Genomic DNA, 12,480 nt, shown 5'->3' on the forward strand with positions numbered 1-12,480 from the left:
AATTGCCCTGAAACAGGGCAGCGCATGCAGATATGCACGCAGGCGGAGCGGCTTATGCCCCCTGCCAGCGGGTAAACAGATCTTGCGGAAGGGAGATATCAAACTGGTCGAGTACGCGATTAACCGTTTGATTAATCACATCATCAAGCGTCTGGGGACGATGATAAAACGCCGGAACCGGCGGCATAATTACCGCGCCTATTTCTGCCGCCTGGGTCATCAGTCGCAGATGCCCCAGATGTAGCGGTGTTTCACGCACGCACAGCACCAGCGGACGACGCTCTTTCAATACCACGTCAGCCGCCCGGGTCAGCAGCCCATCGGTATAACTGTGGACGATACCGGAGAGCGTTTTAATGGAACAAGGAAGAATGACCATCCCTGCCGTCTGGAACGAACCAGATGAAATGCTGGCGGCGATATCACGCGCGTCGTGATTCACATTGGCTAATGCCTGCACGTCGCGCACGGACAGGTCGGTTTCCAGCGCCAGGGTCTGGCGCGCCGCCGCGCTCATCACCAGATGGGTTTCCACATCGGCAACGTCACGCAAAACCTGTAACAGCCGCACGCCATAAATTGCCCCGCTGGCGCCAGAAATACCAATGATGAGTCGTTTCACTGTGAGAGCCCTTTGTTGTTTCAAGGGCTGACTTTGCAGGATTTTGCGGGGAGTTGCAAGCAAGGGCACCGGTCATGCCCTTGCTTACAGGTGAGCATTACCCTTCGTTGTGCATCTCGAGATTTTCCGCTTCGTTCTGACGCAAGACCGCTTTGGCGTCGTCATTGCGCAGGGAGTCGAGGAAATCGAGGTACTGCTGGTCAACGTCTTTAGTGACATACACGCCGTTGAACACTGAGCATTCAAACTGCTGAATATCCGGATTCTCTGCGCGGACGGCTTCGATCAGATCGTTCAGATCCTGGAAGATGAGACCGTCAGCGCCGATGATTTGGCGAATCTCATCAACTTCGCGGCCATGAGCAATCAACTCCGTCGCCGTGGGCATATCGATGCCGTAGACGTTCGGGAAGCGAATTTCCGGTGCAGCTGAAGCCAGATACACTTTCTTCGCCCCGGCTTCACGCGCCATCTCGATAATCTGTTCAGAGGTGGTTCCGCGCACGATGGAGTCGTCCACCAGCAGCACGTTCTTATCGCGGAATTCAGCACGGTTGGCATTCAGCTTACGACGCACGGATTTACGACGCAGTTGCTGGCCCGGCATGATAAAGGTGCGGCCAACATAGCGGTTTTTCACAAAGCCCTGACGGTACGGTTTGCCAAGAATCCGGGCAATTTCCAGCGCGATATCGCACGAGGTTTCCGGAATAGGGATCACCACGTCGATGTCCAGATCTTCCCACTCACGAGCAATTTTTTCGCCAAGCTTGGTGCCCATATTTACGCGGGCGCTGTAGACGGAAATCTTGTCGATGAAGGAGTCAGGGCGCGCAAAGTAAACGTACTCGAACAGGCACGGGTTGCTGACCGGATTATCCGCACACTGGCGCGTAAACAAGTTGCCTTTTTCGGTGATGTATACCGCTTCACCAGGTGCGACGTCGCGCAGGAATTCAAAGCCAAGGGTGTCCAGCGCCACGCTTTCGGAGGCCACCATATACTCGGTACGACCATCACCAATATCGCGTTTGCCCAGCACCAGCGGGCGGATACCGTTCGGATCGCGGAAAGCAACCATACCGTGGCCGATAATCATTGCCACACAAGCATAGGCGCCACGGATCTGACGGTTCGTCGCGGCGATCGCAGCAAAAATGTTGTCCGCTTCCAGCGGGTAGTGGCGGAAGTTATCCAGCTCACTGGCGAAAATATTCAGCAGGATTTCTGAATCGGAAGTGGTGTTAATGTGGCGGCGCTTTTCTTCAAACAGCTTTTTACGCAGCTCATGGGCGTTGGTCAGGTTGCCGTTGTGGGCAAGCGTGATACCGTACGGTGAGTTGACATAAAAAGGTTGAGCTTCGGAGGCGCTGGAGCTGCCAGCCGTTGGGTAACGCACATGACCGATGCCCATATTGCCCTGCAAACGCTGCATATGGCGAGCTTCAAAAATATCGCTCACCATTCCATTCGCTTTTCGCAAGCGGAAGCAGTTGTTGGCATCAATGGTGATGATGCCAGCGGCATCCTGGCCACGATGCTGGAGCACCGTTAACGCGTCATAAATCGACTGGTTTACCGGCATAACACCGGCGATACCGACAATACCGCACATACGTCTTTTCCTCGTTCAGCAACGACCCAAAATTTATACTTTGGGCAAGAAACTTGACGAGCTTTGCAGATAGTCAAAGAACCATCTGATGATGAAACTGAACTGCGGGATCAGCTGTGACTTACTCCAGTCTTCACTTTTCGACACACCGGTAAACGTATCAAGAAAGAACAGTATGGCGGCGACGATCAACGCTCCACGCAGAGCACCGAAGCAGATCCCCAACACCCTGTCGGTACCCGACAGACCTGTTTTCTCCACCAGCTGGCCTATCACAAAGTTAACGATAGCGCCGACGATAAGTGTCGCGATAAACAGTATCGCGATAGCAATCCCATTTCGAACCAGTTCGTCTTCAAAGCCCGTAAACCAGACAGACAGGTAAGTGTAGTAATGGCTGGCGACAAAGAAAGCACAACCCCAAGTCACCAACGATAATGCTTCACGAACAAAGCCACGGATCAGGCTAACCAGACAGGAAAAACCAATCACCGCGATAATGGCGTAATCAATCCAGACCATATGTGTCCCACGATTTTACGCCCTGTCGTCCTGTTCGGGGCGCATTCTAACAGAAAAAGAAAACGTTTGCGTAGGGATTTCCTTTCCACGCGTAAATAAAAATGGCGCTGAAAAAATCTTCAACGCCATCTAACTTTTTGCCTCTTTGGGCACTGGCGGATAGCGGTAAAAACACCTTATCCGGCTGAAATAAGCGTAGCGCTGTAGGCCTAACAAAACGCAAAGCGTCGCGAGCAGGCAATCCTAACTTAGTTCGGGCTGTACCCCATCACGACCCCACTCAAGCCGGAGATCTTCTGCAGTTCGCCCAGCGAATTTTTCAGCTTATCTCTGGAAGCGTCAGGTCCAACGAGAATACGGGTTATTTTACCCTGTACTGGCGTGGACGGTGAAGTAAATACCCGGAAACCTGCACCGCGAAGTTTACCTACAATCTCATTGACCTTGTCCGCATTTTTCAGCGCACCCAGTTGCACAACATACGCTTTGCCGGTTGGTGCCGGAGCGTCTTCGACAACCGGTTTCGGTGCAGGAGTTGGAGCTGGCGCAGGTGTAGCGACAACAGGTTGCGGTTGCTGCTTCGGCTTGGGTTTAGGTTGCTCGACCGGCGCAGGAATAGGATCAAGGTCCGCCCCGTTAGCTACCGGCAAGCGCGACGGATCCAACGACGGCGCTGCGGCATCGCTCGCACGCACCTCCTCTGCAGCACCTTCCGGCGGCTGCGTCGGCAGCGCCTGCGTTGCCGCAGGCATCATATCCGGCTCATCACGATCGCCAGGTTTAGGCACCAACGGAATCGCCGCGAACTCATCCTGATAATGTTTTTTCTGCCCGTCAAGCAGCCCGGGAAGCACAATCACCCCGAGCGCAACCAGCACAATTGTGCCGACTAATCGATTCTGAAACTTACTCGCCACCGCTTCTCCCCACGTCTATCACTTCCATGACATGTGCGACAGTGTGAAACGATCCACACACCAACACGGTATCTTCTGGTTTTGCATCTGCCAGCGCCGCAAGCCATGCCTGCGCCACGCTACCATAGGCTTCACCTGTTCCCAGGTGTTCCAGCAGTTGTTCTGCCGTCGCGCCTCGCGGCCCTTCCAGGGGGGCACAATACCACTCGTTTACCACACTTTTCAGCCAGGCCAACGTACCAGCAATGTCTTTATCGTGTAGCATACCGATAACCGCAAGCACGCGCCCGTTTTTCACTAACTTTTTCAGACGCCCGGTCAGATATTCTGCTGCATGAGGATTATGCGCGACATCAAAAATAACGCGCGGCGACTCGCTCACAATCTGGAAACGCCCCGGCAAAATGGCTTGCTCAATCCCCTCGCGAATCGCCTGATCGCTAACCTTAAGTCCGCTGGCCCGTAGCGCAGCCAGCGCGGTAGCGGCGTTAGGCTGCGGCACCTGGGGTAACGGCAGATGCGTCAGCGTACCGTGACTATCCGTAAAGGACCAGTCGCTTTCCGTCACCGCATAGCGCCAGTCGACGCCACAGCGTTGCAAAATAGACCCGGTCTCTTGTGCTACATCGGCAATGGTGTAAGGCATCTCCGGTTCACCAACAATGGCCGGTTTTTCGGCACGGAAGATCCCGGCCTTCTCACGACCAATACTTTCGCGATCCGGTCCCAGCCAGTCAGTATGGTCAAGCGCAATACTGCTGACCACAGCGACATCAGCATCAACGATATTGGTAGCATCAAGACGCCCACCCAGGCCGACTTCCAGAATCACAACGTCAAGCTGAGCCTGCTTAAACAACCACAGCGCCGACAGCGTACCGTATTCAAAATAGGTCAGCGAAATATCACCGCGTGCGGCTTCAATCTCGGCAAACGAGGCGGTATGGGCAGATTCCGCGAGTTCACGCCCCTGCACGCGAACACGTTCCGTGTAGCGCACCAGATGGGGAGAACTGTATACCCCGACTTTATATCCCGCCACGGTCAGTACAGATTCCAGCATACAGCAGGTCGTACCCTTACCGTTGGTCCCCGCCACCGTGAAAACAAACGGTGCGGGTTTCAGCACGCCCAGTTTGCATGCGACCTGACTGACGCGCTCAAGGCCGAGATCGATGGTTTTACTGTGCAGGTTTTCCAGATAAGAAAGCCACGACGCCAGGGGCGACGTGGCTTGGGGAATGCGTTTATTGTCCATGATGCCTGTAAACTCGTTACGTTAATAAAAGCAAAAGGGCAGCGCCAACCGGCCTGCCCTTTTCTACTCATCGTCTTTCACGTTGCAGGCGCGTTGGCTGTGCTCGCTAACTCGAATCACTTACCTGTGTATGCTCATCGGGATTAATGAGAGACATCCCTGTTCCTCACCGTAGGCCAGTCTACGACTGGTCAAATTCGTTCCTGACGATTTTGTCACTCGCTTGCCGTCTTCCTGCAACGCGAAATCCATAGAGTAAGTTATCAGGCCTCTGATTCCTGATCGGGTACCGGAGGTACCACTACGCCTTCACTCGGCTCATCCGGATTCGGCGCCGGAAGATTCATCAGCTTCGCCAGAACGCTCGCCAGTTTCAGGCGCATTTCCGGGCGGCGGACGATCATATCAATAGCGCCTTTTTCAATCAGGAATTCACTGCGCTGGAATCCCGGCGGCAGTTTTTCACGTACGGTTTGCTCAATAACGCGCGGCCCCGCAAAACCGATCAGTGCTTTCGGTTCAGCAATGTTGAGGTCGCCCAGCATCGCAAAGCTTGCTGAAACACCGCCCATCGTTGGGTCGGTCAGTACAGAGATGTACGGCAGACCGCGTTCCTGCATTTTTGCCAGCGCCGCAGAGGTTTTGGCCATCTGCATCAGCGACATCAGCGCTTCCTGCATACGCGCCCCGCCGGAAGCGGAGAAGCAGATCAGCGGGCAGTTGTCTTCCAGCGCCTGCTCAACGGCACGGACGAAACGTGCGCCCACCACAGACCCCATGGAGCCGCCCATAAACGCGAATTCGAATGCGGCTGCAACGACCGGCATACCGTGAAGCGTGCCTTTCATTACTACCAGCGCATCTTTTTCACCGGTTTCTTTCTGTGCGGAAGCCAGTCTGTCTTTGTACTTCTTGGAGTCACGAAACTTCAGCACGTCTTTCGGCTCAAGCTCGCTACCCAACTCCACAAGAGAACCTTCATCTAACAGGCTATGCAGGCGATTGCGCGCCGACATGCGCATATGATGGTCACACTTCGGACAGACCTCAAGATTACGTTCCAGCTCAGCACGGTATAATACCTGACCGCAGCTATCACACTTGGTCCACACCCCTTCAGGAATGCTTGCCTTGCGGGTGGGAGTAATATTGCTTTTAATTCGTTCAATCCAGCTCATTGGTGACCTTTCTGCCTGAACCTTAGTCAGCTTTGTTATAAGGGGCGCATAATGCCATTTTTGCCCCCAACAGACCATGAATGTTGCACATTAAAACATAACAGCCCGAAACTTTGGATAAAAAAGTGGTCGAACCGCTGAGTTACTTTCTATTTTTGCGCCCTGGATGCCGCACGTTTGTGGCGAATAATTTCGATAACACCAGGCAATACGGAGAGGACGATAATCGCCACAATCAATAATTTCAGGTTTTCCTGCACCACCGGCAGGTCGCCAAACAGATAGCCCGCGTAGGTGAACAGTAATACCCACAGCAGCGCACCCACCACATTATACATCGCGAAATGACGGTAGGACATGTGTCCCATACCGGCAACAAACGGTGCAAATGTACGCACGATCGGAACAAATCGCGCCAGAATAATGGTTTTACCGCCATGACGCTCATAGAACGCATGGGTTTTATCCAGGTAGCTGCGACGAAAAATTTTCGAGTTCGGATTGCTGAACAGTCTTTCGCCAAACACTCGACCGATAGTGTAGTTCACCGCATCACCCACGATTGCCGCCACGATCATTAACGCCACCATCAGATGAACATTTAAATCATTAGTGGGCAGTGCAGAAAGCGCGCCTGCAACAAACAGCAGTGAATCTCCCGGCAGGAACGGCGTGACCACCAACCCGGTTTCACAGAACAGGATTAGAAACAGAATGGCATATACCCAGACGCCATATTCCGCGACCAGCTCCGCCAGGTGCACATCAATGTGCAGGATAAAATCAATCAGAAAGTAAATCAGTTCCATAGTTATGCCTTTATACGACTCAAATTAGTCCGCCAGAAATAGCGGGCCCATCGGCGGTTTTGGCAGGTCAAACCGGTCGGGGTAATCTACCGCCACCAGATACAGCCCTTCCGCTTTCGCCGTTGCCGCTGCCAGCGTTCTGTCCTTTGCCGCTAACAACTCTGCTATCCAGCTCTCCGACTGGTTGTGGGCACCTACTTCCATCAGGCTGCCGACAATATTCCTGACCATATGATGTACAAAGGCATTCGCTTTAATATCAACCACCACATAAGGACCATGACGCGTCACGTTAATGTGCATCACGTTACGCCACGGTGTGCGAGACTGGCACTGCATTGCCCGAAACGAGGTGAAATCATTCTCCCCAATCAGACATTGAGCCGCGCGATGCATACGTTCAGCATCCAGCGGCTCATAGTAATGCGTCACGCCTTTACCCAGAACAGCAGGGCGCAACCGATGATTGTAGATGATGTAACGATAACGGCGAGCCGTTGCGCTAAACCGTGCATGAAAATCATCCGGTACAGCTTTCACCCAGCGTACGGCAATGTCACCAGGTAAATTCGCATTTACCCCGAGTGTCCATGCAGCATCTTTACGTTGCGCGGTGGTCTCAAAATGTACCACCTGCCCCGTTCCATGAACGCCAGCATCAGTGCGCCCGGCACAAAATACCGAGATGCGTTCATTGGCGACCTGCGAAAGCGCTTTTTCCAGCTTTTCCTGAACGCTGCGAACTTCGTTCTGGCGCTGCCAGCCATAATATTTGCTGCCATCGTACTCAATACCCAGCGCAATTTTATGGACGGGCAGTTGTTGCAGGTCATACATTAGTACATATACTCCTGCACCAGTTTTTCAGCGATTTTCACCGCCATCAACGCGCCGCCAAAGCGTACGTTATCTGCTACAGACCAAAACTGTACCTGTTCTGGCATACCGTAATCATTGTGCACGCAGCCCACCGAAAGATGCGGACTACCCGACGCATCGCTGACCTGAGTCGGGAACTCCGTCGCTTCTGACAGCACAATGTCTTCGCCGCGCTCAAATGCATCGCGTGCTTCTTCTGCCGCCAGCGGACGTAGCGCTTCGAAGCCCACCATCTGCGCATGACCGTAGAATACCGGCGACTGTACGATGCTGGCGGAGATCATCAGCCCCTCGTCCTGCATAATTTTACGTACTTCATCAACGATACGACGCTCTTCACGCACGCTACCTTCGCGGTCCGGCAGCAACGGCAGCATGTTGAACGCCAGTTGACGGCCAAAGAAATCGTCGTCATCAATCGGGATGCCATTAAGCAGTTTCGCACTCTGGCCGGCCAGCGCATCCACCGCTTTTTTACCATGGGCAGAAGCTGAAATAATATTGGTCACCGTGATGCGAGAAAGGCCGCCATCGTCAATCAGCGGCTTCAGTGCAGACAGCAGTTGGCTGGTCAGACTGCCAGGGACTGCAATCACGTTGCGATTGCGATAATCCGCCAGTACGAACGGGTTCACGTCAGGTACCACCAGCGGGACGTCTGGCTCAAGCGCAAACAGACCGCTGCTGTCAATCACCAGGCAGCCCGCATTGGTGGCTTCTTCTACCCACGCTGCGGTTGCTTCCACACCCGCAACAAAAAATGCCAGCTGCGCTTGAGTCCAGTCAAAGTCAGCAACATCCTGAACGATTATTGATTTACCGTTAAAACGCAGGTGCTCACCCGCACTTTCATTACGAGCCAGCGCATAAATCTCACCGACCGGGAACTGGCGTTCCGCCAGCGTTTCGAGCAGGGCTTCGCCTACGGCGCCCGTTGCGCCCAGAATGGCAATATTCCAGCCTTCAGACATGGTGATTTACTCCAGAAATACGTAAGCGTCCCTGTCGTATTATTCGACAGGGAGCATTAAGAAGACATTAATGTGCCGGGTGATGAACGGCGTTAAAACCCAGCTTACATAACAAGGTAGCTGCAGTGGCGTCGTCACACATAACGTACAAAGACGACCATTCACGGCGCTCAAGGTAATTTTTACGCAGTTTATCAAACTCACCCGGAATTCCAGCGACTTTGCGCAGCGGCGCATCATCGCGGCGCACATCATACACTAAATGCACCAGCCTTTTCAGCGTTGGCTGATCCAACGGGCCGTGCAGCGTGATGCGGCCAAACTCCGGTGCAGGTAACAAGGTGCTCAGCGCAACGTGCTGTTCACGACCAATAAACTTGCTATAGGCCTCAAAAACCTGCGTAGTCCCACGCGCTTTCCCTTCGAGGGTATAACCCGCAATGTGTGCTGTGCCAATATCCGCTTTCTCAAGCAGTTCGACGTTCAGATCCGGCTCGCCCTCCCAGACATCCAGCACCACGTTCAGACGTTGCCCGGCATTAAGACGGGTCAGCAACGCGGTATTGTCGACAACCGGTCCACGGCAGGCATTAATCAGGATGGTGCCCGGCTTCAGTCGGCTAATCAGCGCTTCATCGGCCAGATGCAGTGTTTTGTACGGACCGTCTTTAAACAGCGGCGTATGGAAGGTCAGGATATCAGCATGTTCAACCAGTTCGTCCAGCGAGCGGAAATCTCCCTCGTCTCCCCGGTCGGCACGTGGCGGATCACACAGTAATGTGCGGATCCCTAATGCTTCCAGCCGCGCCTGTAAACGCGCGCCCACATTACCTACGCCGACAATCCCCACGGTGCGATCGGCTAACGCAAAACCATCGCGCTCCGCCAGCATCAGCAGTGCTGAAAAGACATACTCGACCACCGCAATCGCATTACAACCGGGCGCGGCAGAGAAGCCAATCTCTGACTGCACAAGCCAGGCTTCATCCACATGGTCAGTGCCAGCGGTTGCCGTCCCGACAAACTTAACCGGTTTACCGCCAAGCAGTGATTCATTGACTTTCGTCACCGAGCGCACCATTAAGGCGTCCGCGTCATCCAGTTCTGTGACGGGAATCGGGCGACCAGGAACCGCTTTTACCTCCCCCAAACGACTGAACAGTTCGCGGGCATAGGGCATATTTTCATCAACGAGGATTTTCACGTCTTTCGCACCTGTTTGAGAACGAGAGTTAACCGGGCAAGTGTGCCATAATCTCGCCGCCAGGCATACTGCGAGACCTGGTTAGCACAGATTTAAGGAATAGAGATGATGCAGCCCATTTCTGGTACGCCCGCGCGCCCTCCCGGTGAAGGTCCAACAGCCCCTTCCGTTGCGGGCGAACAACCGTTATCCACGCAACAACGTACCGTGCTGGAACGACTGATTACCCGTCTGATTTCGCTTACCCAACAGCAGAGCGCTGAGGTGTGGGCCGGAATGAAGCACGATCTGGGGGTCAAAAGTGATACGCCGTTACAGTCGCGTCACTTTCCTGCTGCAGAACAAAACCTGACCCAACGACTTGGTGTTGCTCAGCAGAAGCATGTCAATCGCCAGGTACTGGCGCAGCTTACGGAGCTGCTGAGTCAGGGAAATAACCGTCAGGCGGTGAGCGATTTTATCCGTCAACAGTACGGACAAACAGCGCTCAACCAGCTCACGCCTGAGCAGCTGAAAAATGTGCTAACGCTGCTGCAACAAGGGCAACTTTCGATTCCGCAGCCGCAGCAACGTCCGGCAACTGCTCGCCCTCTGCTACCCGCCGAGCACAACACGCTGAATCAGCTGGTTACAAAATTAGCGGCCGCTACCGGAGAATCCGGCAAGCTGATCTGGCAATCGATGCTGGAACTGTCTGGGGTAAAAAGCGGTGAACTGATCCCCGCAAAACAGTTTACGCACCTGGTGACCTGGTTACAGGCGCGCCAGACGTTGAGCCTGCAAAATGCCCCAACGCTGCAAACGTTGCAGGCGGCGCTCAAGCAACCGTTAGAGCCAAATGAACTTGCGGCCATCAAGGACTACGCGCAGCAAACGTATCAGATCCAACCGCAAACGATTCTGACCACCGTGCAGATACAGGATTTGCTCAACCAAATATTCCTGCGCCGCGTTGAGCGAGACAGGGCGCAGGAATTAAGCGATCCGCGCCACCTCCAACCGATTTACAGCCCGTTCACGCCAGTGATTGAAACCGTTAAATCATTGGCGGCGCGACCGGGATTACTATTTGCGGCGCTGATGATTGTATTAGCCATATTCTGGCTCGTCGTTTAGCCTTTACGCAAAGTCAGCAGCGTCACAACAATCCCCACCACCGCGGAAATCGCCCCGGCAAGGAATACCGAGGAATAGCCGTACGCGGTGGCCAAAACGCCCGCGACAGGACCGCTTATGCCGTAGGAGATGTCCTGAAATGCAGCGTAACCGCCGAGCGCGGTACCGCGCACCTGTGCTGGAACACGCTTCACCACTTCCACCCCCAGCGCCGGGAAGATCAGCGAGCACCCGGCCCCGGTTAATGCTGCGCCCAGCAGCGCAATCCAGGCCGTTGGCGCCTGCCAGAGCAGCAGCCCCACGGTTTCAACCAGCAAAGAAACCACCGCCACCCTCACGCCGCCAAACCGGTCTGGCATCCAGCCAAACAAAATGCGCATCAGCACAAACGCACCACCGAATGCGGTCAGGGTAAATCCAGCCATGGTCCAGCCGTTGCTGACAAAATAGAGTGAAATAAACGTGCCGATCACCGCAAAGCCCACACCTTGCAGCGCTAACCTCAGCCCCGGTTTCCAGATAAGCCCGACCACGCTCCATAGCGAAGGACGTTGGGCACTTTACGCACGGTGCCGTTGAATGCCCATGCCAGCAGCGGCAATGCCATGGTGGTTGCCGCCAGCGCTGCAAAGCCGAAATGGCTGTGGATCAGCAGACCCAACGGTGCACCGACAGCAAGCGCACCGTAAATCGCCATCCCGTTCCACGACATCACTTTGCCGGAACGTGTTGGCCCAACCAGCCCCAGTCCCCAGGTCAGGGTGCCGGTCAATAATTGGCTTTCACCAAAGCCAAGGATCAGGCGTCCAACAATCAACAACGCAAACTTCACCGGCACGGAAACGGGTAACAGTGCCGCCAAAAGCCATGCAGCCCCTGCCAACGCGCAGGCAAACATCCCCTGCAGCGCCGAACGCTTGGCGCCGTATTGATCGGCTAAGCGCCCTGCGTAGCCACGCGTTAAAACCGTTGCCAGAAACTGGATGCCCACGGCAATGCCGACCATGGTGTTGCCATAGCCCAGCTCCTGATGCACAAACAGAGGAATGACGGGTAAAGGTAGCCCGACCGTCATATAGGTCAGGAAAACGGCAAAAGCGATACGAAACAGCGACACATTCGCCGACGGTGTTTTTTCTTGTTGGGTTACTGCTGTCATGCGTTACTCCAGAATGCAGAGTAAGGCGAGGAATGCCCACGCCCCCTCTACCTGACGATCAGGATTAAGGTGCGTTGGATAACATTAAACGCTTACGCATTATCATGAGGATAATGTTGAACCTGGAGTCTGCCTGTGAACCAGATTGATTGTCAACGATATAAAAAAGGGAGCCTGGCGGCTCCCCTTGCTGTACAGCATGGACCGGATAACAGATCCGGCCTGATCTC

General features: G+C 54.3%; 11 protein-coding genes and 1 pseudogene. 1 reads left to right on the plus strand and 11 read right to left on the minus strand.

Annotated elements, in window-relative coordinates:
• Positions 1 to 52 precede the first annotated feature (52 nt).
• The 10 genes from IMQ48_RS00400 to pdxB all read right to left on the minus strand — a co-directional run bounded on the left by IMQ48_RS00400 (position 53) and on the right by pdxB (position 9,975).
• Positions 53 to 622: a UbiX family flavin prenyltransferase gene (locus tag IMQ48_RS00400; protein WP_196207464.1), complete on the minus strand. Its 570-nt coding sequence runs from the start codon at positions 620 to 622 to the stop codon at positions 53 to 55.
• A 97-nt stretch (positions 623 to 719) separates the two neighbouring features.
• A complete protein-coding gene (gene purF, locus IMQ48_RS00405; RefSeq protein WP_096756346.1) occupies positions 720 to 2,237 on the minus strand; it encodes an amidophosphoribosyltransferase in 1,518 nt (505 codons plus the stop codon).
• A 33-nt stretch (positions 2,238 to 2,270) separates the two neighbouring features.
• Positions 2,271 to 2,759, minus strand: coding sequence for a colicin V production protein (gene cvpA, locus IMQ48_RS00410; RefSeq protein ID WP_096756345.1), 489 nt, complete (start codon positions 2,757 to 2,759; stop codon positions 2,271 to 2,273).
• Between the two features lie 248 nt (positions 2,760 to 3,007).
• Positions 3,008 to 3,676 carry a cell division protein DedD gene (gene dedD, locus IMQ48_RS00415; protein ID WP_196207465.1) on the minus strand — a complete coding sequence of 223 codons (669 nt, stop codon included), beginning with the start codon at positions 3,674 to 3,676 and terminating at the stop codon, positions 3,008 to 3,010.
• On the minus strand, positions 3,666 to 4,934 hold the full coding sequence (gene folC / locus IMQ48_RS00420; protein ID WP_196207466.1) for a bifunctional tetrahydrofolate synthase/dihydrofolate synthase: 1,269 nt from the start codon (positions 4,932 to 4,934) through the stop codon (positions 3,666 to 3,668). Before folC ends, dedD begins: the two co-directional genes overlap by 11 nt.
• A 263-nt stretch (positions 4,935 to 5,197) precedes the next feature.
• Positions 5,198 to 6,112 carry an acetyl-CoA carboxylase, carboxyltransferase subunit beta gene (gene accD / locus IMQ48_RS00425; RefSeq protein WP_196207467.1) on the minus strand — a complete coding sequence of 305 codons (915 nt, stop codon included), beginning with the start codon at positions 6,110 to 6,112 and terminating at the stop codon, positions 5,198 to 5,200.
• A gap of 149 nt (positions 6,113 to 6,261) precedes the next feature.
• Positions 6,262 to 6,921, minus strand: coding sequence for a DedA family protein (locus IMQ48_RS00430; protein ID WP_196207468.1), 660 nt, complete (start codon positions 6,919 to 6,921; stop codon positions 6,262 to 6,264).
• Between the two features lie 24 nt (positions 6,922 to 6,945).
• Positions 6,946 to 7,758 carry a tRNA pseudouridine(38-40) synthase TruA gene (gene truA, locus IMQ48_RS00435; RefSeq protein WP_196207469.1) on the minus strand — a complete coding sequence of 271 codons (813 nt, stop codon included), beginning with the start codon at positions 7,756 to 7,758 and terminating at the stop codon, positions 6,946 to 6,948.
• A complete protein-coding gene (locus tag IMQ48_RS00440; RefSeq protein WP_196207470.1) occupies positions 7,758 to 8,771 on the minus strand; it encodes an aspartate-semialdehyde dehydrogenase in 1,014 nt (337 codons plus the stop codon). The genes truA and IMQ48_RS00440 overlap by 1 nt, the downstream gene beginning before the upstream one ends.
• Before the next feature lie 67 nt (positions 8,772 to 8,838).
• Entirely contained in the window at positions 8,839 to 9,975 is a 1,137-nt protein-coding gene (gene pdxB / locus IMQ48_RS00445) for a 4-phosphoerythronate dehydrogenase PdxB (RefSeq protein ID WP_196207471.1), read from the minus strand.
• A gap of 108 nt (positions 9,976 to 10,083) precedes the next feature.
• Between pdxB and flk the strand changes: the two genes are divergently transcribed.
• Positions 10,084 to 11,091: a flagella biosynthesis regulator Flk gene (gene flk / locus IMQ48_RS00450; protein ID WP_196207495.1), complete on the plus strand. Its 1,008-nt coding sequence runs from the start codon at positions 10,084 to 10,086 to the stop codon at positions 11,089 to 11,091.
• Here the strand turns inward: flk and IMQ48_RS00455 are convergent.
• Positions 11,088 to 12,250, minus strand: a pseudogene (locus tag IMQ48_RS00455) (MFS transporter). The gene flk and the pseudogene IMQ48_RS00455 sit on opposite strands and share 4 nt — an antisense overlap.
• Between the last annotated feature and the right edge of the window lie 230 nt (positions 12,251 to 12,480).

The organism is Citrobacter sp. Res13-Sevr-PEB04-36 (genome assembly GCF_015672735.1).
Lineage (GTDB): Bacteria > Pseudomonadota > Gammaproteobacteria > Enterobacterales > Enterobacteriaceae > Citrobacter.

What these genes read in the sequence shown, in the direction of transcription:
- flk (WP_196207495.1), top strand. Translation starts at nt 10,084, where the DNA reads ATGCAGCCCATTTCTGGTACGCCCGCGCGCCCTCCCGGTGAAGGTCCA.
- accD (WP_196207467.1), bottom strand. Translation starts at nt 6,112, where the DNA reads ATGAGCTGGATTGAACGAATTAAAAGCAATATTACTCCCACCCGCAAG.
- truA (WP_196207469.1), bottom strand. Translation starts at nt 7,758, where the DNA reads ATGTATGACCTGCAACAACTGCCCGTCCATAAAATTGCGCTGGGTATT.
- IMQ48_RS00430 (WP_196207468.1), bottom strand. Translation starts at nt 6,921, where the DNA reads ATGGAACTGATTTACTTTCTGATTGATTTTATCCTGCACATTGATGTG.
- IMQ48_RS00440 (WP_196207470.1), bottom strand. Translation starts at nt 8,771, where the DNA reads ATGTCTGAAGGCTGGAATATTGCCATTCTGGGCGCAACGGGCGCCGTA.
- purF (WP_096756346.1), bottom strand. Translation starts at nt 2,237, where the DNA reads ATGTGCGGTATTGTCGGTATCGCCGGTGTTATGCCGGTAAACCAGTCG.
- cvpA (WP_096756345.1), bottom strand. Translation starts at nt 2,759, where the DNA reads ATGGTCTGGATTGATTACGCCATTATCGCGGTGATTGGTTTTTCCTGT.
- folC (WP_196207466.1), bottom strand. Translation starts at nt 4,934, where the DNA reads ATGGACAATAAACGCATTCCCCAAGCCACGTCGCCCCTGGCGTCGTGG.